Source organism: Vibrio sp. SCSIO 43086, assembly GCF_051132235.1.
Taxonomy (GTDB): domain Bacteria; phylum Pseudomonadota; class Gammaproteobacteria; order Enterobacterales; family Vibrionaceae; genus Vibrio; species Vibrio diabolicus.
The window spans coordinates 2,682,017-2,702,572 of sequence record NZ_CP072677.1 but is presented as its reverse complement, the minus strand read 5'-3'; the positions used below and the strand labels follow the sequence as shown (position 1 = coordinate 2,702,572).

Sequence of the window (20,556 nt, the reverse complement as noted above, 5' to 3'; positions counted from 1 at the left end):
TTCCCTAAAAAAGTTTAAGCTTAGAGGCTAAATACAATGAGTAAAGAAATTTTAGCGGTAGCAGAAGCGGTATCGAACGAAAAAGCGGTACCTCGTGAGCGTATCTTTGAGGCTCTTGAGATTGCTCTAGCAACTTCTACAAAGAAAAAATACGAAATCGAAATCGACGTACGTGTTGCCATTGACCGTAAAACTGGTGAGTTTGTGACTTACCGTCGTTGGTTAGTTGTTGATGATGTTGAGAACCCTACAAAAGAGATCTCATTAGAAGCAGCACAGTACGAAGATGACTCAATCGAACTTGGCGACTACGTAGAAGACGAAATCGAATCAGTAACGTTTGACCGTATTACGACTCAAACGGCTAAGCAAGTTATCGTACAAAAAGTTCGTGAAGCTGAACGTGCACAAATCGTTGAGCAGTTCATCGACAATGAAGGTGATCTAATCACTGGCGTTGTGAAAAAAGTAAACCGCGACACAATCGTACTTGACCTTGGTAACAACGCTGAAGCGGTAATCCTACGTGATGACCAACTTCCTCGTGAAAACTTCCGTCCAGGCGACCGCGTTCGTGGTCTTCTTTACAAAGTCGCGCCAGAAGCACGTGGTTTCCAACTGTTCATCACTCGTTCTAAGCCTGAAATGCTGGCAGAACTATTCCGTGTTGAAGTGCCTGAAATCGCTGAAGATATTATCGAGTTGAAAGGCGCGGCACGTGATCCTGGTTCTCGCGCTAAGATCGCTGTCAAAACAAATGACAAACGTATCGACCCTGTAGGTGCGTGTGTTGGTATGCGTGGTGCACGTGTACAAGCTGTTTCTGGCGAACTTGGTGGTGAGCGTATCGATATTGTGCTTTGGGATGATAACCCAGCTCAATTCGTTATCAACGCAATGGCGCCAGCTGATGTTGCTTCTATCATCGTTGATGAGGATGCACACTCAATGGACATCGCAGTTGAAGCTGACAACCTAGCGCAAGCTATCGGTCGTAATGGTCAAAACGTGCGTCTAGCATCTCAACTAACAGGTTGGGAACTGAATGTTATGACAGTTGCTGATCTTCAGAAGAAACACGCTGAAGAATCACAAGCATCTATTGAAAACTTCATGAAGTACCTAGATATTGAAGAAGACTTCGCTCAACTTCTTGTTGAAGAAGGTTTCTCAACGCTAGAAGAAATCGCATACGTGCCAGTTAACGAGCTACTAGAAATCGATGGTTTGAATGAAGAACTAATCGAAGAGCTTCGTGGACGTGCAAAAGATGCACTAACGACGATCGCACTAGCACAAGAAGAGTCTTTTGAAGGTCTAGAACCGGCTGAAGATCTGCTTGCACTTGAAGGTCTTGAGCGTGAGATGGCATTTAAATTGGCAGCGAAAGGTGTAGCGACACTGGAAGATCTTGCTGACCAAGGTATTGACGATTTAGAAGGTATCGAAGGCCTGACCGAAGAACGTGCAGGTGAGCTAATTATGGCCGCACGTAACATCTGTTGGTTCGGCGAAGAAGCATAATTTTCGGCAAGGAGGAAGCGGCATGACACAATTAACAGTTAAAGCACTGAGTGATGAGATTGGTACGCCAGTCGACCGCTTGATTGAACAACTTGCTGACGCTGGCATTAAAAAGGCGAGCTCTGACAATGTTACTGATGAAGAGAAGCAGAAGCTTCTCTCTCATTTAAAGAAAGAACACGGTGATAAATCAGGTGATTCAGAGCCGACTCGCCTTACGCTTCAGCGTAAAACTCGTAGTACACTTAGTGTGAACGCGGGTGGTGGCAAGAGTAAGAATGTTCAGGTTGAGGTGCGCAAAAAACGTACATACGTGAAGCGCAGCACAATTGAAGATGAAGCGAAACGTGAAGCTGAAGAAGCAGCACAACGTGAAGCAGAAGAAGCAGCAAAACGTGCAGCAGAAGAAGCTGCAAAACGTGAAGCTGAAGAAGCTGCAAAACGTGAAGCTGAAGAAGCTGCAAAACGTGAAGCGGAAGAAAAAGCGAAACGTGAAGCTGAAGAAAAAGCGAAGCGAGACGTAGATACGAATGCACAACGTAATGCTGAAGAAAAAGCAAAGCGTGATGCTGAAGAGAAAATTAAGCAAGAAGCAGCGCGAAAAGAGGCCGACGAGCTTAAACGTCGTCAGGAAGAAGAAGCTAAGCGTAAGGCTGAAGAGGAAAGTCAGCGCAAGCTTGAAGAAGCTCGCGAATTGGCTGAAAAGAATAAAGAGCGTTGGTCTGCTGCAGAAGAGAAAAAGGGTGATATGGAAGATACAGATTACCATGTAACGACTTCACAATACGCACGTGAAGCCGAAGATGAAGCAGATCGCAAAGTAGAGAGCGGTCGTCGTAAGAAGAAAAAAGCTTCAGGTAAAGACGACCAAGCTCGCGGTGGCCGTAACAACCAACGTGGCGGTAGAGGTCGTAAAGGCAAACTTGCTAAACCGACTTCAATGCAGCATGGCTTTGATAAGTCAGCAACGGTTGCTAAGCAAGACGTTGTAATTGGCGAAACGATCGTTCTATCAGAACTTGCTAACAAGATGTCGGTTAAAGCGACAGAAGTTATCAAAGTAATGATGAAGATGGGCGCTATGGCGACTATCAACCAAGTGATCGACCAAGAAACAGCACAACTTGTTGCTGAAGAAATGGGCCATAAAGTAGTTCTTCGTAAAGAGAACGAACTGGAAGAAGCGGTACTATCTGACCGTGACACTAACGCGGAAGCAGTTCCACGTGCTCCAGTTGTTACTATCATGGGTCACGTTGACCACGGTAAAACGTCAACACTTGACTACATTCGTCGCACACACGTTGCTTCTGGCGAAGCGGGTGGTATTACTCAGCACATTGGTGCGTACCACGTTGAAACAGACAACGGCATGATCACGTTCCTTGATACTCCTGGACACGCAGCGTTTACTGCAATGCGTGCTCGTGGTGCTCAAGCGACAGATATCGTTGTTCTTGTAGTTGCAGCAGACGATGGCGTAATGCCACAAACAGTAGAAGCGATTCAGCACGCGAAAGCGGCAGGCGTTCCTCTAATTGTTGCTGTAAACAAGATCGATAAAGAAGACGCGAACCCAGATAACGTTAAGAACGAGCTTGCTCAATACGACGTTATTCCTGAAGAGTGGGGCGGTGAGAACATGTTCGTTCACATCTCTGCTAAACAGGGTACAAACATCGATGGTCTTCTAGAAGCAATCCTTCTTCAGTCTGAAGTTCTTGAACTTACAGCTGTAGCTGAAGGCATGGCATCTGGTGTTGTTGTTGAATCTCGCCTAGATAAAGGTCGTGGTCCAGTTGCAACAGTACTTGTTCAATCAGGTACACTAAACAAAGGCGACATCGTTCTTTGTGGTCAAGAATACGGCCGTGTTCGTGCAATGCGTGATGAGCTAGGTAAAGAAATTACTTCGGCTGGCCCATCTATCCCTGTAGAGATCCTAGGTCTTTCAGGTGTACCATCTTCAGGTGATGAAGCAACAGTAGTTCGTGACGAGCGTAAAGCGCGTGAAGTAGCTAACTACCGTGCTGGTAAGTTCCGTGAAGTGAAACTTGCTCGTCAGCAGAAATCTAAACTAGAGAACATGTTCTCTAACATGACTGCTGGTGAAGTTGCTGAACTTAACGTTGTACTTAAAGCAGACGTTCAAGGTTCTGTAGAAGCAATCGCAGACTCACTAGTTAAGCTATCTACTGACGAAGTTAAAGTGAACATCGTTGGTTCTGGTGTTGGTGGTATTACGGAAACTGACGTAGTACTAGCGGAAGCTTCAAACGCAATCATCCTTGGCTTTAACGTTCGTGCAGATGCTTCTGCTCGCCGTGCTGTAGAAGCCGCAGCTGTTGACTTACGTTACTACTCAATCATTTACCAATTGATTGACGAAGTTAAACAGGCAATGGGCGGTATGCTTGCTCCAGAATTCAAGCAAGAGATCATTGGTCTTGCTGAAGTTCGTGACGTGTTTAAGTCACCGAAACTGGGCGCTATCGCTGGTTGTATGGTTACAGAAGGTGTGATCAAGCGTAACAACCCAATCCGTGTACTACGTGATAACGTTGTTATTTACGAAGGTGAACTAGAGTCACTACGTCGTTTCAAAGATGACGTTCAAGAAGTTAAGAATGGCTACGAATGTGGTATCGGCGTTAAGAACTACAATGATGTTCGCGTTGGTGACCAAATCGAAGTCTTCGAAATCGTTGAAATTAAACGTACTCTAGACTAATTGACTAAAATTACTAATATTGTCTTTGAAAGATAAGTAGTAATTGGTTGTTGAATACACCATGGGGGGCTGGCTTTGACCAACCCCCCATTCTTTCTATATAAGAGTAAAGATATGTCAAAAGAATTTAGCCGCACGCAGCGCGTTGCACAGCAGCTGCAAAAAGAACTAGCGATGATCCTTCAACGTGAAGTTCGTGACTCTCGCCTTGGCATGGTGACGATCTCAGACGTAGAAGTTTCTCGTGACCTTGCTTACGCAAAAGTATTTGTAACCTTCCTGTGTGTGGGTGAGCAAACACCAGAATCATGTCTAGCTGCACTACGCGAGCACGAAGTGCACATTCGCATGATGTTAGGTAAGCGCATTCGCCTACGTCTAACTCCAGAAATCCGCTTCCATTATGACAATACGCTTGTTGAAGGTATGCGTATGTCTAACCTAGTGTCTGAAGTGGTAAGCTCAGACAAGAAAAAGCAAAAAGATTCTGGTCGTGAGGACGAAGAATAATGGCTCGTCGTCGTAAAGGTCGTCCAATTAATGGCGTTATACTGTTGGATAAACCAACAGGTATCTCTTCCAATGATGCACTGCAAAAAGTAAAGCGAATCTACTTTGCTGAGAAAGCAGGCCACACTGGTGCCTTGGACCCATTAGCGACAGGCATGCTGCCAATTTGCTTGGGTGAAGCGACGAAGTTTTCTCAGTTTCTTCTAGATTCTGATAAACGCTACCGTGTGATCGCAAAGCTTGGTGAACGCACCAACACGTCTGACTCGGATGGTGAAGTCGTAGAGACACGTCCAATCGATGTTACGTTAGACAAGCTAGAAGCGTGCATTGAGAAGTTCCGTGGCGAATCTGATCAAGTACCTTCCATGTTTTCAGCGTTGAAATATCAAGGGAAACCCTTGTATGAATACGCTCGCAAAGGCATCGAAGTTCCGCGTGAATCTCGTAAGATCACGGTATACGAGATTGTTCTTCACCGTTTTGAAGGCGATGAAGTCGAGATGGAAGTGCATTGCTCAAAAGGCACCTACATTCGTACCATCGTGGATGACCTAGGCGAAATGTTAGGTTGTGGTGCGCACGTAACTATGCTTCGACGCACTGGTGTTGCGAAATACCCTTACGAGAAGATGGTGACACTTGAGCAACTGAATGAGTTACTAGAGCAAGCACACCGTGAAGAACGCGCTCCTCGAGAACTACTGGACCCATTGCTGTTACCAATGGATACAGCGGTAGAAGACTTACCAGAAGTCAACTTAGTGCCTGAACTGGCGGATATGGTTCAGCATGGGCAACCTGTTCAAGTATTTGGTGCGCCTACCGAAGGCTCACTTCGCCTTACCATGGGTGAAGAGCGTTTGTTTATTGGCGTTGGCGAAATGAACGAAGATGGCAAAATCGCTCCTAAGCGATTGGTCGTGTTCCGAGATGACGTCGCATCCAAGTAAATGATTGAAAATACCGACCTGAGTGTCGGTATTTTTATATTGCACGAGATAGGAAATTTCCCTATAATCCGCGCTTCGCGTAGCGGCTGAATCAGAGATTGGCTGCTACAACTTTAAACCTACTCTTATTAGGAGAGAATTATGTCTCTGAATGCAGAAACTAAAGCAGCAATCGTTGCAGAATACGCACAAGGCGAAGGCGACACTGGTTCACCAGAAGTTCAAGTAGCTCTACTTACAGCTTCTATCAACCACCTACAAGGTCACTTCAAAGCGCACAAAGGCGATCACCACAGCCGTCGTGGTCTTCTACGCATGGTTTCTCGTCGTCGTAAGCTTCTAGATTACCTAAAAGGTAAAAACCTAGCTCGCTACCAAGACCTAATCAAACGTCTAGGCCTACGTCGCTAATCAGCGACTGCATAGCAGTTTGTCTAAAAAGGGGCTTTATGCCCCTTTTTTGTTGCCTAAATTTAGCCAAATTAGACTTATGCCGTTATAATACTGGCGGCTAAACCTCGTAAGAGGTTTTCTCAAAAGCTCATAGCATTACAGTCAACCACGTCGACCAAAAGGTCGCGACTATTCAAAAGGAATTTCCGAGTTTCTTTTTACTAGTCGCGATTCGTAATGCCTTGAGTGTCAATTAACACATCTAAGATTTCTTTAAGCACTAAAGGAAGATTAGAAACAAGGAATAACAATGTTCGAAAAACCAGTTGTTAAAACGTTCCAGTACGGTAACCACACAGTTACTTTAGAAACTGGCGTTATTGCACGTCAAGCTACAGCAGCAGTTATGGTCACAATGGATGATACGTCTGTATTCGTATCTGTTGTAGGTAAAAAAGAAGCCGTTGCAGGTCAAGACTTCTTCCCACTAACGGTTAACTACCAAGAGCGTACTTACGCTGCGGGTAAAATCCCAGGCGGTTTCTTCAAGCGTGAAGGTCGTCCTTCTGAAGGCGAAACGCTAACCGCTCGTCTAATCGACCGTCCAATCCGTCCGCTATTCCCAGACGCGTTTAAAAACGAAGTTCAGGTTATCGCGACAGTAATGTCTGTAAACCCAGATGTTCAGCCAGATATCGTTACAATGATCGGTACTTCTGCTGCTCTTGCTATCTCTGGCATTCCATTCAACGGCCCTATCGGTGCGGCGCGTGTTGGTCATATCGATGGTCAGCTTGTACTTAACCCTAGCCAAACTGAACTAGAAACTTCTAAGCTTGATCTTGTTGTTGCTGGTACAGAATCAGCCGTACTGATGGTTGAATCAGAAGCGGACAACCTAACTGAAGAAGAAATGCTAGCAGCGGTTGTTTACGGTCATGATCAACAACAAGTTGCTATCAAAGCTATCAACGAATTCAAAGCAGAAGTAGCAACTCCTGCTTGGGATTGGGTTGCTCCTGAAGAAAACACAGCACTTAAAGATAAGATTGCTGAGCTAGCAGAAGCGAAGCTTGTTGAGGCTTACAAAATCACTGAGAAGATGGCTCGTTACGACCGTATCAATGAGATCGCTGCGGAAGTAAATGAAGTTCTTCTTGCTGAAGATCCAGAAGCGGATACAAAAGAAATTCACACTATCTTCCATGATCTAGAGAAAACAGTCGTACGTCGTAGCATCATCGCGGGTAACCCTCGTATTGATGGCCGTGAAAAAGACATGGTTCGTGCACTAGATGTACGCACTGGTGTTCTTCCTCGCACACACGGTAGCGCACTATTCACTCGTGGTGAAACTCAGGCTATCGTGACGGCAACTCTAGGTACTCAGCGTGATGCTCAAATCATTGATGAGCTAACAGGCGAGCGTAAAGATCACTTCCTACTACACTACAACTTCCCTCCATACTGTGTAGGTGAGACTGGTTTTGTAGGTTCTCCTAAGCGTCGTGAAATCGGCCACGGTAAACTGGCTAAACGTGGTATCGCAGCAGTAATGCCATCAGTAGATGAGTTCCCATACACAGTACGTGTTGTATCGGAAATCACTGAATCTAACGGTTCATCTTCAATGGCTTCTGTATGTGGTACGTCTCTTGCGCTTATGGACGCAGGTGTGCCAATCAAGTCTTCTGTTGCGGGTATCGCAATGGGCCTTGTTAAAGAAGGCGACGACTTCGTTGTTCTTTCTGACATCCTTGGTGACGAAGACCATCTAGGTGATATGGACTTTAAAGTAGCAGGTACTAACACTGGTATCACTGCTCTTCAAATGGACATCAAGATCGAAGGCATCACTAAAGAAATCATGCAAATTGCGCTTAACCAAGCTCAAGGCGCACGTAAGCACATCCTATCTGTAATGGATGAAGCAATCTCTGGTGCCCGTGAAGACATCTCTGAATTTGCTCCTCGTATTCACACGATGAAGATTAGCGCAGAGAAGATCAAAGACGTTATCGGTAAAGGTGGTGCAGTTATCCGTGCTCTAACTGAAGAGACTGGTACAACTATCGAAATCGAAGACGACGGTACTATCAAGATTGCTGCAACTGAAGGCACTGCTGCGAAAGAAGCTATCCGCCGTATCGAAGAGATCACTGCTGAAGTTGAAGTTGGCCGTATCTACACGGGTAAAGTTGCACGTCTAGCTGACTTCGGTGCATTCGTAACGGTTCTTCCAGGCAAAGATGGTCTGGTACACATTTCTCAAATCGCAGAAAAACGTGTTGAGAAAGTGTCTGACTACCTAGCTGAAGGCCAAGAAGTTCAAGTTAAAGTTCTTGAAATCGACCGCCAAGGCCGTGTACGTCTAAGCATGAAAGAAGCGGTAGAAAAGCCAGCTGAAGAAGCTGCTGCTGAAGCACCAGCTGCGAAAGACGAGTAAGACAAAGTGAGACTTTCAGCCTTTTATTAGATTAAGGGCCTGAAAGCATGTTATAAAAGGGGAGCATTTTCGCTCCCCTTTTTTTGGTTTATTTCGACGCATTAACCTCAAACAAGGTTATCGCCTATATTGCATTAAGAGAAATAAATTTTGAGCGGTCCAAACAGGAGTATCAATTAGTGAAATGGTTTCAAACCGCAAGTTTATGTGTTGCTATCGCGCTGACCGGTTGTGCAAATACTTCTCAGCAATCAGCACAAAAGTGGCTATATCCACCGATGGCGGTGCCACTTCAGCCTAGCGTTCAACAAGAAGTACAAATCGCGCGTTTATCGCAGTTGCTACAACGTCCTGATCTCAGTGATGAAGTACGCGCTAAAATGCATTATGAGCGCGGTAGCTACTACGATAGCGTTGGTTTGCGTGATCTTGCCCGTTTGGACTTTAACCAGTCTTTGCAGTTGAATCCTGCTCAACCGGATATCTTCAATCTTTTGGGGGTGTATTTCACCCAAGTAGGGGAGTTTGACGCGGCTTATGAAGCGTTTGATTCGACCATAGAGTTGGCTCCGGATAATACCTATGCTGAGCGCAACCGTGCGATTGCGCTGTATTACGGTGGCCGAATCGATCTCGCTTTAGAAGATATGACCAAGCACTATCAAGAAATGCCAACGGATCCTTTTCGTTCATTATGGCTGTACATCATCGAAGCTGAGCAAAACCCAGAGCAAGCAAAAGCCAATCTTCAACAGCGTTATTTACGAGATCGTAGTGAAGAGTGGGGATGGGTTCTTGTTGCTATCATGCTACGAGACGTCTCGGACGAAGACGCGCTTAAAGCAATTATGGATGGAACGAGAGAGAACTATCGCCTAGCTGAACGATTGACGGAAACGTATTTCTACCTTGGAAAGCGTAATCAGCTTGAAGGTGATATCGCAAGTGCCATCTCACTTTATAAGCTCGCGATTTCGTTCAACGTTTACGATTATGTTGAGCATCGCTATTCTTTCTTGGAATTGGCGCAAATCTACGATCAATTACAGCAAGATAGATTGGCCAAGCTAAAGGCTGCTAAGAAGCAGGAAATTGAATGATTTAGAGCCGCTCGATGAGAGCGGCTTTTTTTTATGATTGAACTTGATTAGTGACTCATTTAAAATAGTTAGCCTTGCTAACTAAGTGGCGGTGGCTTTTATGGCACTAGAAGAAAGCTTGATTGATTTAGAGCGTTTTTGCGCCAAAGCTTGGCGTGTTTATGCCAAAGAAGATCCGTTATCACATCTAAGCTTTAATGAGTTCGATTATTTACGTGTGATTCAGGTTTACCCTGAGGGTGTACGAATAACCGATCTTGCAGAAGAGTTGCAAGTGACTAAGCCTTCCGCATCGACAATGGTTGTTCGTTTGGAAAAAAAGGGTTTGGTGAAACGCATCGCATGTAATGAGGATGCCCGTGCTAAGCGTGTATTGCTGACAGAAGAAGTCGCAGAAAAAATGTCTTTGGAGCAGGTGGTTTACAAAGATATCTCTGAACAAATGATGCAACAATTAAATCAGCAAGAAGCTGAGCAGTTACAAGCTTTACTGAATAAAGCATTGAGCAATAAGTCATTTTAAATTAAACCAAAGGCCTCCGCTGTACGCATTAGCCTTTGGTGTTTCATTTTTCTTTTATTTAATTCAACCATTTAGTTAGCCTTGCTAATTAAATGGTTAGCTTTGCTAACTACTGGTGGCAGTCATGCAAAACTCAATTTATAGACAGTTTTGGAAATATACGATTCCAACCGTCGCAGCAATGCTCGTGAACGGTTTATATCAAATAGTTGATGGCATTTTTATTGGCCGTTATGTTGGTGCTGACGGATTAGCAGGGATCAATGTTGCGTGGCCGATCATCGGTTCTATCCTCGGTATAGGGATGATGATTGGGGTGGGGACTGGTGCGCTAACGTCGATTAAGCAAGGAGAAAACGATCATGAGGGCGCGAAGCGTATTTTAACGACCGGATTGGGGTTGTTAGCGATATTGATGCCGGTCGTTGCTACCATATTGTTCTATTTTTCCGATGAATTTATTCGTTGGCAGGGGGCGGAAGAGCGAGTGTTTGAACTCGCGCTACAATATCTGCATATTCTGATTGTCGCGTGCGTATTTACGCTAGGCTCTATCGCGGTTCCATTTCTTTTACGCAATGACGACAGCCCGAACTTAGCAACGATGCTGATGGTCATCGGTGCCGTCATTAATATTGTATTAGACTACGTATTTATTGCTTGGTTGGGTTGGGAGTTAACCGGAGCGGCCATTGCTACAGCGCTGGCACAATTGGTGGTAACCGTGCTTGGTATTGGTTACTTCTTTACTTCAAAAGCGACCTTACGCCTTCGAATCAGTGACTTTAAGGTTCAAGTTGATGTTGCACCAAAGATTATAATGATCGGTACATCTAGCTTCTTTATGTACGCGTACGGCTCTGTGATGGTGGCAATGCACAACGCATTATTTGCTCAGTACGGAAGTGCAATGTTGATCGGAGCGTACGCCATTTTGGGGTACATCGTGACGGTTTACTATCTAATTGCAGAGGGAATCGCGAACGGTATGCAACCTCTAGTGAGTTTCAATCACGGGGCGCGCAACCAGGCGAACGTCAGAAAATTACTGCAAGTCGCAATGGGGACATCTGTGCTTGGTGGTGTAGCGTTTGTTGGTTTGATGAACCTTTTCCCGTACGAGTTGGTCTCGGTGTTTAACAATGCTGATCAACAGTTGATTGATAGCACGGTGATCGGGATTCGTTTACACATGTTTGCGTTGTTCCTAGATGGCTTTTTAGTCGTGGCGGCTGCGTACTACCAATCGGTAAACAAAGGCAGCAAAGCCATGTTTGTGACATTAGGCAACATGTTGGTTCAACTGCCGTTTTTATTCGTTATGCCGAAACTGTTTGGCGTGACAGGTATTTGGCTGGCTTTCCCATTGTCCAATATTGCGCTGAGTTTAGTTGTGGTCAGTATGTTGTGGCGGGACGTGAAAAAGCTGCTAAACGAAACTTCGGCTGAGCCAACAGTGCAAGCCTGTTAACAATGGCTGATAGAGAAAAGCGAGGTTGGGCCTCGCTTTTCTTTTTTGGAGAGCTAAATGTTTTTTACTTCTAAGCCAGCTAGCTGATGCCAATAGCCATTGCATTGGCGGCTTTCAAGTTTTTCAGGGTTGTCGCCGTGCTCGTTTGAGCGAAAATGCTCTAACTCAGAAAGTGTACTCACACCGAGAGGGCTTAAGCGGACCACATCAACCAGCCCTTGCATGCTTGGTAAGTCATTGATCAGGTTATAACAATACCCTGATTGCGTTTGAATGCCGTTAAGGTTAAAGACTTCTTGCCCTTCTTGGCTACTGACCTGGATTCCTGTTGGGTATTTGATACAGCAGGTTTCGCAATCGTCTTTCGCTCGGTTTTCAGCTCGGGCTGTGAAACAGCGAGCGGAATACGCTAAAGGTAAATAACCGTGGCTAAATACCTCAACTTCAAACTTGTTACGAATACCAAGCTCGTCACACTGAACTAAAGTATCGTTTAACCATTCGCGAGAGAGCTCGACAGGCATACACCAGCGAACCATACCTTGCTTCAAAAATAAGTTGAGCGTGTGTGCGTTATAAGTATTGATTGCAGGACCAACGACGAAAGGCACTTTATGCTCTGATGCTAATTGAACCGCCGATACGTCATTAGCCTCAATGGCGAAGTCACCGTTATTGATGTACTTCTTCATGATGTTTACTTCACTCGGTGCTTCCAGTAGCGCCATCGTAGAGATAACGACTTGCTTGCCAGAGGCAGATAAGTCTTTAGCGATTTCCAACCAGTGGGCTGATTTCATTTCTCTGCGTTTAGAGCAAACCGATTCACCCAGGTAAATAATGTCTGCAGAGCTTTGTTTTGCTTGTTGGTAGAAGGCTTCTACATCTTGTTTTGGCCAAAAATAGAGTAGTGGGCCAAGTGCGTATTTCATTGAGTTATCCATCTTAACCTCTACTGCCATTTACGGTGGTAAGCACCTAAGGTGGTTTGCGTTCCTTCCGACACATTTGCGAGCGTCGCATCCCATGCGGCTTCAACTTGGTAAGCTTCTGGGTTGGCTTGGTAGCGATCGATCGCGGCTCGCCATGTTCGAGTGACTTGCTCTACGTAAGCTGGGCTGCGTTGGCGCCCTTCAATTTTTACAGATGCGACATTAGCGGCAAACAGTTCTGGCAGCATCGAAAGGGTGTTCAAACTGGTTGGCTCTTCCAGAGCATGATAGCGTTTTTTCTCACCATCAATTTCTGTTTCAAAACGACCTTTACAGAGCGTAGGGTAGCCTGCGTTTTCTCCTGCGCAGTAGCGGTCAATTAGGATATTATTTAGACGAGACTCAAGGCCTTGATCAGTTTCTTGCCAACGAACGTATTTGGCAGGAGAACAGGCACCCACAGTGTTTGGGGACTCACCCGTCATGTATGATGACAAATAACAACGGCCTTCGGACATAATACAAAGGCTACCAAAAGCAAAGACTTCTAGCTCGACATCGCTAGTGATGTTGCGCGAAAGCTGCTTCACCTGATGAATCGATAAGACGCGAGGCAGCACCACACGTTTTACGTTGAAGTTCTGTTTATAAAAATCAATGGCTGCGATGTTGGTCGCTGATGCTTGCACTGAAAGATGTAGTTCCAGATCGGGATATTTGCGAGCTGCATACTCCAGAACTGCAATGTCTGCAACAATCAGCGCGTCCACACCCAATGCCGCTGCATTGTCTACCGCGTTCGTCCAGCGCTCAAAGCCATTGGGATGAGCGAAGGTATTCAACGCGACATGAATTTTTTTGTCGCGGTCGTGAACGTATTGCACCGCTTTTTCTAACTTTTTGCCGTTAAAGTTGAGGCCAGCAAAGTGACGGGCGTTGGTATCATCTTTGAAGCCAATGTAGACGGCATCGGCACCGCAATCAATCGCAGTTTTTAACGCAGGCAGGTTACCCGCGGGACACAAGAGTTCCATATGCTCACAATCATTGAGAATAAAAAGGTGTCCGCATTTTATGAAGAATTATGAATAGCGAAATTGACCTAAGTTAGGTTTAGCTCAATAAAGTCGATATTTACCCCTTGAGAGTAAGGGTATCGAGTCGGGGTTAGTTCTTGTGACGACGATTCTGTACAAACAGCTCTTCAATTTCATGTTTTGGCTGTGGGCGATAAAAATGGAATCCTTGAATCGCATTACATTGAAGGTTAGAGAGCAAAGTAGCTTGCTGGTGGGTTTCCACCCCCTCGGCAACGACCGTCAAGTCGAGTGACTTACCCAGATTAATGATGTTTTCAATCACAGTGACCTGTTTGGGTAGCGTGTCGATATCGTTAATAAACGCGCGGTCGATTTTCAGCTCGTCGATAGGGAAGCGCGCTAAGTAGGAAAGGGAAGAGTAACCAGTACCAAAGTCATCGATAGAGAGGGCGAAGCCCAGCTTCTTAATCGCATTCAGCATTTGCAGTGTATGTTCGCTATCACTCATCACGGCACTTTCGGTTAGCTCGAAGGTAATGCAGCTTGGGTCAAGCTCGGTAGTGCGAAGTAACTTTTCCATAAAGTCGATCAGCTGTGGATTACCAAATTGCTCGGGAGAGAGGTTGATAGCGACACGACCTGGCAGTATGCCTTGTTGTTTCCAACGTTTTACCGTATTGAAAACATCACGCATCACGACGCGTCCAAGGTGTTCGATTAACCCTGCACGCTCGGCGACAGGAATGAATGAACCTGGGCTAATGTAACCTTCGACAGGGTGTTTCCAACGAACGAGCGCTTCGGCGCCGTTGATACTGAAGTCACGCGCGTTAACCTTTGGTTGATACCACACTTCTAAACCGTTCTGCTGCAATGCTTTTTGCAGTTCGATTTCAAGCCACAAACGCATACGCGCTTCTTTGTTCATCTGGTCGTTAAATTTGATCAGGCGATTTCGGCCACGATCTTTGGCTTCATACATCGCAGTATCGGCATTTTGTAGCAGGATTCGTGCATCTTGCCCGTCTTCAGGGTAACGAACGCTACCAATTGAGCATGCAAGGCGTTTACTGAAGTGGTGCAAGTCGAAAGGCTGGTTGATCAACGAGATAATGCGATCTGACAAAATTTCAGCCATGCGGGTATTTTCTGGTTCTGGCAGAATGACGCCAAACTCATCGCCACCCAAATGACCAATAATCGCTTGATTTGGCAGCAATCGTTTAAGACGGGCCGATACCTCTTGAATCACTTTATCGCCAATGTGGTGACCAAGTGAATCATTAATGTTTTTGAAGTTATCGATATCCAAATAGAACACCAGAAGCGGCGTTTGCTTTTTGATCAGCTGTTCCAAACGTTTGGTAAAACCAAAGCGGTTGTACAGTTTGGTGAGCGAATCAATATGTATGTCTTCATTCGATGCAGAAGACAAATTCTTAGGTGTATCGTCAGCGTCTTGGATCAAGATGATTTGAGACTCGCTGCCTAATATCGCCGTGGAATCAGCGTGTAACTGAACTTTTCGTTCAAAGCCACATCTCGCGCTGGTTAAGCAAACAAAAGGCTTGTCAGAAATTAATGTACTCAAACGATGACTAAACACTTTCTTGCTGTTTTCATCGATGAATAGACGGCTGAGCTCTTCGCCTAACAACTCATGGGGAGAGTTCAGTCCCAGAAGGCGTGCTGATGCAGGGTTGGCAGAGATGATAATGTCATCTTCGATAAGCAGCAGACCGTCAGGCAGTAGTTGTGTCAATTTCGCAAATTTACTTTCGGACTCCTCTAAGGAGCGTACGAGGATCTGCTTTTCTGAAGTATCCACGGCGTGAAAAACGACAAAGCGAATTTCGTTACCTTCAAAAACCGGTGACAGACTAAAGTGCAGGCTGGTTTCAAGGTCGGTTTCATCGAGGGTGATTTCGGCTTCGACATGCGTTCCTTTGAATGCACGCTGATAGTAAGGGGCCAGCTTTTTATAAAACTGCTCACCCAGTACCTGGCAATCGTTTAAGCCGATGATTTCCTCATGACTTAAACCTGCGATATCGCAGTAACGGTCACTTACCATTCGATAATTGTGTTTTTTATCAAGAATGGCAAAGAAGAAAGGGCTATTTGAGGTTAGCGTGGCAAACCAATGTTTTAATTGCTGGGAAGGCATTAGGGTATTACCGATCTCCAATGAGCCAGATTATTCGTCCGTGTATAAAAAGCGACACCCTGATAAGCCTGCGGCGGTCTACTATCAAGTCCAGTATCGCTTGCCATTAAAGGGCTCGCGGTTTTAACTTTACAGTCGACAATCACATGGATACGCTCAGATAACTATAACTTTGAAAATACGGTTGTAAAAGTGTTTATCCACCTGTTCGCATCAATAATACACGTAACTTCAAAAAAAGAAGCGTTAGTGAACAATAATCCACCAATCTAAAATAAGCACTTTATTGATACATAACAGTAATCTCATTGCCACGATTGCTTAATATAGGCAACCTAATGACAAAGTAACGGATAATGAACGTGTTAAACAAGATTCGCAGTCAACTAGTAAAGAACGCAGCTAACATTTTGCGTTCTCCAGTCCAGTTATTACCACAGCCAATTCAGCAAAAAGCATTGCTGGAGGGGCTAAAAATGGTGTTTAAAGAAGCCTTGGAAGATGGTGACTTTGAGTTCCTTGAAGACAAGTGGTTAAAAGTTGCGATTAAAGACTTGAACTTAGCATGGTACATCAGCTATCAAGACGAAAAATTAGTGGTAGCTGAAAAACCAGTTCAGGAAGATGTGAGTTTTAGTGGTAATCTAAACGACCTAGTACTGATTGCTGGTCGTAAAGAAGACCCTGACACACTGTTCTTCCAACGTCGCCTTTCAATTGAAGGCGATACTGAGCTTGGCTTAGAAGTGAAAAACTTAATGGACAGTGTCGACTTAGAGCAGTTACCGAAAGCAATGCAAGTCGCTTTGAATCAATTGGCTGATTTTGTTCAGAAAGGAGTTCAAGCGCCTGCACAACCAACCGGAGTAGCGAATGCTTATTCGAACTGAAGCCCCTGCGGACATTCTTACCATTGACCGCTTATTGAAACACGCCTTCCCGACGGAAGCTGAAGCTAAGCTTGTGATGCGTTTGCGCGAAAACAGCAAATTCACACTTTCCTTAGTCGCGTGTACAGATGAGGGAGAGGTGATAGGCCATGCTTTATTTAGCCCAGTGACCTTAAATGGTGAAGATTTGTCGTGGCAAGGGCTGGCGCCATTGGCTGTTCATGAAGATTACCGTCGCCAAGGCATCGCTGCAGAGTTGATCAAAGAAGGTTTTGATTCACTTCGTGATTTTGGCTATCCAGTGTGTGTGGTGTTGGGCGATCCTGATTATTACGCGCGCCAGGGCTTTCAATCATGCGACGAGATGGGATTCGAATGCGCTTGGGATGTTCCTAAAGGTGCATTTCGTATCGCAGAGTTGGTCGAAGGTCAATGTGCCGGACGCTCCGGACGCATAGATTACGCGCCAGAGTTCTCTGAACTGTAAATGAAAGAAGCCCACTAACTCAGTGGGCTTCTTTCTTAGTTCATTGAAAACTGAGATAGGGAGATTAGGATGACTGGTCACTTTTCTTCTTACCCCAAACCTCTATTTTTGCTTTCTTACTTAGCCCTAAAACATTGAGTTTTCTGCTGCCCCAACTGCTGTAAGTCATTTTAATCTGTTTTAGCTTCGCTTCTTTTGAGCCAGGAAGGCTCCATGCACGAGTCGATAATCCACTTGTTAGCACACCCATAGAGGTTAGCTTTTTCTCACTACCGTCCGTCATCACGACTTTTAAGTCGTTAATGTCTACCGTGCCCTGCACACATTTCAGTTTAATTTTACTGAAGCTGCGATTTCGGAATAGGCTATTTGGTGTCACGGTATCCGTTTCTGTTTGGAATTTGACGGTTTTCGTTGCAATCAGCTCCCACTCATCGCTGCTATTAGCAAAAACACTCATGCTGGTGGCGGCTACCAGTGCGCAAAGCAGCAGTGTAGGTAAGAATTTCATAATGTACCTCATATGTTATACCTACGGTGTGGCCATTGTCATAGGCAGAACAGTTCAATCATTCCAATGTATTGAGGTGTTCCTTGAAGTCCTTTAGGTATAATCACGATTATTTGTTAGGATTGCCCTCGTTCAAATAGGTGACGGAAAATGTCAATTAACGAGAAACAGTATTTACACGAAATGGGCATCAGCACATGGGAGCTGGTACACCCAGATAGATTGGCAGGTTACCAATCGCCAAAAATCGATTTGCAAAGTTCTTGCAAACTCCTGTTGATCTCTCCGGTATGTCCAGAGAATGAGACGGCGGTTTTGTTTGAAAACATCCTAAAGAGTATGAAGTTAACGCTTGAACAAGCGTTACATATTGAGCCAGAGCGATTTCCATTACTTGGCCAGCACGAGCTTGAGTGGGTTTGGTTTGCAGGGTGTGAAGCCGAAGTATTGCCTGACACTAAACAACTGACATCGCCATTGTTGCAAGATGTGGATGGGAATACCCAACAAAAACGTGCACTTTGGCAACAGATTTGTTCTTACAACAATTCGAGCAAATAAGCATTAATCCCCGTTTTACTGCAATTGGTATTGCACATGAACCCCTAGGTAAATAATGACAACTAAAATCTTACCAATGTGCGCTGAGCACTTAGATCAAGTTTGGCAAATTGAGCAGCAAGCACACTCGCATCCGTGGGCAGAGTCTTTGGTACGTGATTTATCCAGTCGTGGAGCATGTCATCATGTGATGCTCGATGGCGAGATGGTGATTGGCTACTTCTATGCGCAGAATATTGTCGGTGAAGTTACGTTGCTGAATATTGCTATCGCGCCGCATCTTCAGGGTAAAGGCTATGGTCAAAAACTGTTGGATGCGTTCTTAGAACATTGTGAGCAATCAAAAGCGGAGAGTGCTTGGCTTGAGGTGCGAGAGAGTAATAAGCCTGCTATTTATATTTATGAACAAGCTGGATTCAATGAAGTTGATCGACGTCATAACTATTACCCTGCGAAAACTGGCACGGGAAAAGAAGATGCGATCATCATGAGTTATCTCTTCTTTCACTAACGTTAACGCATCCCATAAGGGAGGTCGCCCCTAAAGCGATCAGTTGCCCCTGAGGCAATAATAAGCGAGAATACCGCGCAATATTGAATCTAAAAAGCGTGTTTGCTTTTCGAGCAAGCATTCAGACATCAAAGAAGACCAGTTTCATGTCAAATACACCTTTTCTAAGCGAAGTGTCTAAACGTAGAACGTTCGCTATTATTTCTCACCCGGATGCGGGTAAAACCACCATTACTGAAAAAGTCCTTTTATTCGGAAACGCGATTCAAAAAGCAGGTACGGTTAAAGGTCGTGGTAATGCACAGCACGCAAAATCAGACTGGATGGAAATGGAAAAGGAACGTGGTATCTCGGTAACCACGTCTGTGATGCAGTTCCCTTACAATGATTGCCTGGTAAACCTACTTGATACTCCTGGACACGAAGACTTCTCGGAAGATACATACCGTACTCTAACGGCAGTCGACTCGTGTTTGATGGTTATCGATGCAGCGAAAGGTGTCGAGGATCGTACTCGTAAGCTGATGGAAGTAACCCGTCTACGCGATACGCCAATCGTGACCTTCATGAACAAACTTGACCGTGACGTTCGTGATCCAATGGAAGTATTGGACGAAGTAGAAAACGAATTGGGCATGATGTGTGCGCCTATCACGTGGCCAATCGGCTGTGGCAAAGAGTTTAAAGGTGTGTACCACATTCACCGTGATGAAACGATTTTATACGAATCTGGTCACGGTCATGAGATTCAAGAAGTTCGAATCATCAAAGGTCTAGATAACCCAGAGCTTGATGAAAAAGTCGGTGCAGGCCTTGCGGAAAGTGTTCGAGAAGAGCTTGAGCTTGTTATGGGTGCTTGCCCTGAGTTTGATTTGGAAATGTTCTTAACAGGTGACCTGACGCCAGTTTACTTCGGTACCGCATTAGGTAACTTCGGTGTAGACCACATGCTAGACGGTCTAACAGAGTGGGCACCAGCACCGAAAACGCGTCAAGCGGTTGAGCGTGAAGTTGAAGCGACAGAAGAGAAGTTCTCTGGTTTCGTATTCAAGATCCAAGCAAACATGGACCCGAAACACCGTGACCGTATCGCATTCATGCGTATTGTATCGGGTACTTACACGCAGGGTATGAAGATGAACCACGTTCGTCTTGGCAAGCAGGTGAGTATCTCTGATGCAGTAACCTTTATGGCTGGTGACCGTTCACGTGCAGAACACGCTTACGCGGGTGATATCATTGGTCTGCATAACCACGGAACTATCCAGATTGGTGATACCTTTACTCAAGGTGAGCCACTGAAGTTTTCTGGTATTCCGAACTTTGCCCCGGAACTGTTCCGTCGTATTCGCCTGAAAGATCCACTAAAGCAGAAACAGCTACTAAAAGGCTTGGTGCAACTATCAGAAGAAGGTGCGGTACAGGTATTCCGTCCACTACAAAACAACGATCTGATCGTTGGTGCCGTTGGTGTACTTCAGTTCGATGTTGTTGTGGCTCGTTTGAAGTCTGAATATAACGTTGAAGCGATTTATGAAGGCATTAACGTTGCAACTGCGCGTTGGGTTGAGTGTGATGATGCGAAGAAACTGGATGAGTTCCAACGTAAGAACCAAGCAAACTTAGCATTGGATGGTGGTGATAACCTAACGTATATTGCACCAACAATGGTTAACTTAAACTTGGCGAAAGAGCGTTTCCCTGATATTGATTTCCGTGCGACGCGTGAGCACTAATCAAAAAGCGGTTTGGGTAAGCTTTAACGCAAACTAGATTTTAAAACGCCCTTGGCTATAAACTTAGCCA

Annotated in this window: 18 protein-coding genes; 14 read left to right on the top strand and 4 right to left on the bottom strand. The window is 45.1% G+C overall.

Annotated features, from left to right (window positions below):
• Positions 1-36 precede the first annotated feature (36 nt).
• The 9 genes from nusA (at position 37) to J8Z23_RS12765 (ending at position 11,651) form a co-directional block, all read left to right on the top strand.
• A complete protein-coding gene (nusA, locus tag J8Z23_RS12805) occupies positions 37-1,524 on the top strand; it encodes a transcription termination factor NusA (RefSeq protein ID WP_005380084.1) in 1,488 nt (495 codons plus the stop codon).
• Between the two features lie 22 nt (positions 1,525-1,546).
• On the top strand, positions 1,547-4,255 hold the full coding sequence (gene infB, locus J8Z23_RS12800) for a translation initiation factor IF-2 (RefSeq protein ID WP_012841448.1): 2,709 nt from the start codon (positions 1,547-1,549) through the stop codon (positions 4,253-4,255).
• A 114-nt stretch (positions 4,256-4,369) separates the two neighbouring features.
• On the top strand, positions 4,370-4,765 hold the full coding sequence (gene rbfA / locus J8Z23_RS12795; protein ID WP_005394657.1) for a 30S ribosome-binding factor RbfA: 396 nt from the start codon (positions 4,370-4,372) through the stop codon (positions 4,763-4,765).
• Positions 4,765-5,718 carry a tRNA pseudouridine(55) synthase TruB gene (truB, locus tag J8Z23_RS12790; protein WP_005394656.1) on the top strand — a complete coding sequence of 318 codons (954 nt, stop codon included), beginning with the start codon at positions 4,765-4,767 and terminating at the stop codon, positions 5,716-5,718. The genes rbfA and truB overlap by 1 nt, the downstream gene beginning before the upstream one ends.
• A gap of 141 nt (positions 5,719-5,859) precedes the next feature.
• Positions 5,860-6,129, top strand: coding sequence for a 30S ribosomal protein S15 (rpsO, locus tag J8Z23_RS12785; RefSeq protein WP_005380094.1), 270 nt, complete (start codon positions 5,860-5,862; stop codon positions 6,127-6,129).
• A gap of 292 nt (positions 6,130-6,421) precedes the next feature.
• Positions 6,422-8,557, top strand: coding sequence for a polyribonucleotide nucleotidyltransferase (pnp, locus tag J8Z23_RS12780; RefSeq protein WP_005394655.1), 2,136 nt, complete (start codon positions 6,422-6,424; stop codon positions 8,555-8,557).
• Between the two features lie 179 nt (positions 8,558-8,736).
• Positions 8,737-9,657, top strand: coding sequence for a lipoprotein NlpI (gene nlpI / locus J8Z23_RS12775; RefSeq protein ID WP_012841449.1), 921 nt, complete (start codon positions 8,737-8,739; stop codon positions 9,655-9,657).
• A gap of 100 nt (positions 9,658-9,757) precedes the next feature.
• A complete protein-coding gene (locus J8Z23_RS12770; protein ID WP_005394653.1) occupies positions 9,758-10,180 on the top strand; it encodes a MarR family winged helix-turn-helix transcriptional regulator in 423 nt (140 codons plus the stop codon).
• A gap of 124 nt (positions 10,181-10,304) precedes the next feature.
• Positions 10,305-11,651: an MATE family efflux transporter gene (locus J8Z23_RS12765; RefSeq protein WP_434633785.1), complete on the top strand. Its 1,347-nt coding sequence runs from the start codon at positions 10,305-10,307 to the stop codon at positions 11,649-11,651.
• Positions 11,652-11,704: 53 nt separating this feature from the next.
• Here J8Z23_RS12765 and J8Z23_RS12760 read toward each other — a convergent pair whose 3' ends face one another.
• The 3 genes from J8Z23_RS12760 to J8Z23_RS12750 all read right to left on the bottom strand — a co-directional run bounded on the left by J8Z23_RS12760 (position 11,705) and on the right by J8Z23_RS12750 (position 15,790).
• The gene (locus tag J8Z23_RS12760) at positions 11,705-12,583 is read right to left on the bottom strand and encodes a U32 family peptidase (protein WP_041853020.1); all 879 of its coding nucleotides are present in this window, start codon (positions 12,581-12,583) and stop codon (positions 11,705-11,707) included.
• 20 nt (positions 12,584-12,603) lie between these two features.
• A complete protein-coding gene (gene ubiU / locus J8Z23_RS12755) occupies positions 12,604-13,617 on the bottom strand; it encodes a ubiquinone anaerobic biosynthesis protein UbiU (protein WP_005394650.1) in 1,014 nt (337 codons plus the stop codon).
• A gap of 133 nt (positions 13,618-13,750) precedes the next feature.
• On the bottom strand, positions 13,751-15,790 hold the full coding sequence (locus J8Z23_RS12750) for a sensor domain-containing protein (protein WP_047008947.1): 2,040 nt from the start codon (positions 15,788-15,790) through the stop codon (positions 13,751-13,753).
• A 362-nt stretch (positions 15,791-16,152) separates the two neighbouring features.
• Here J8Z23_RS12750 and ubiT point away from each other — a divergent pair, with 362 nt between their 5' ends.
• Together ubiT and J8Z23_RS12740 are read left to right on the top strand one after the other, a co-directional pair.
• Entirely contained in the window at positions 16,153-16,680 is a 528-nt protein-coding gene (gene ubiT, locus J8Z23_RS12745; protein WP_005394645.1) for a ubiquinone anaerobic biosynthesis accessory factor UbiT, read from the top strand.
• Positions 16,664-17,167, top strand: a complete 504-nt coding sequence (locus tag J8Z23_RS12740; protein ID WP_012841450.1) for a GNAT family N-acetyltransferase — start codon at positions 16,664-16,666, stop codon at positions 17,165-17,167. The genes ubiT and J8Z23_RS12740 overlap by 17 nt, the downstream gene beginning before the upstream one ends.
• 64 nt (positions 17,168-17,231) lie before the next feature.
• Here the strand turns inward: J8Z23_RS12740 and J8Z23_RS12735 are convergent, their stop codons facing one another.
• Positions 17,232-17,678 carry a hypothetical protein gene (locus J8Z23_RS12735; RefSeq protein WP_237308299.1) on the bottom strand — a complete coding sequence of 149 codons (447 nt, stop codon included), beginning with the start codon at positions 17,676-17,678 and terminating at the stop codon, positions 17,232-17,234.
• 150 nt (positions 17,679-17,828) lie between these two features.
• Here J8Z23_RS12735 and J8Z23_RS12730 point away from each other — a divergent pair, with 150 nt between their 5' ends.
• The 3 genes from J8Z23_RS12730 (at position 17,829) to prfC (ending at position 20,486) form a co-directional block, all read left to right on the top strand.
• The gene (locus tag J8Z23_RS12730) at positions 17,829-18,239 is read left to right on the top strand and encodes a DNA polymerase III subunit psi (RefSeq protein ID WP_225461909.1); all 411 of its coding nucleotides are present in this window, start codon (positions 17,829-17,831) and stop codon (positions 18,237-18,239) included.
• A gap of 55 nt (positions 18,240-18,294) precedes the next feature.
• Positions 18,295-18,750, top strand: a complete 456-nt coding sequence (gene rimI / locus J8Z23_RS12725; RefSeq protein WP_005394641.1) for a ribosomal protein S18-alanine N-acetyltransferase — start codon at positions 18,295-18,297, stop codon at positions 18,748-18,750.
• A 146-nt stretch (positions 18,751-18,896) separates the two neighbouring features.
• Positions 18,897-20,486 carry a peptide chain release factor 3 gene (gene prfC, locus J8Z23_RS12720; RefSeq protein WP_301659770.1) on the top strand — a complete coding sequence of 530 codons (1,590 nt, stop codon included), beginning with the start codon at positions 18,897-18,899 and terminating at the stop codon, positions 20,484-20,486.
• Positions 20,487-20,556 lie beyond the last annotated feature (70 nt).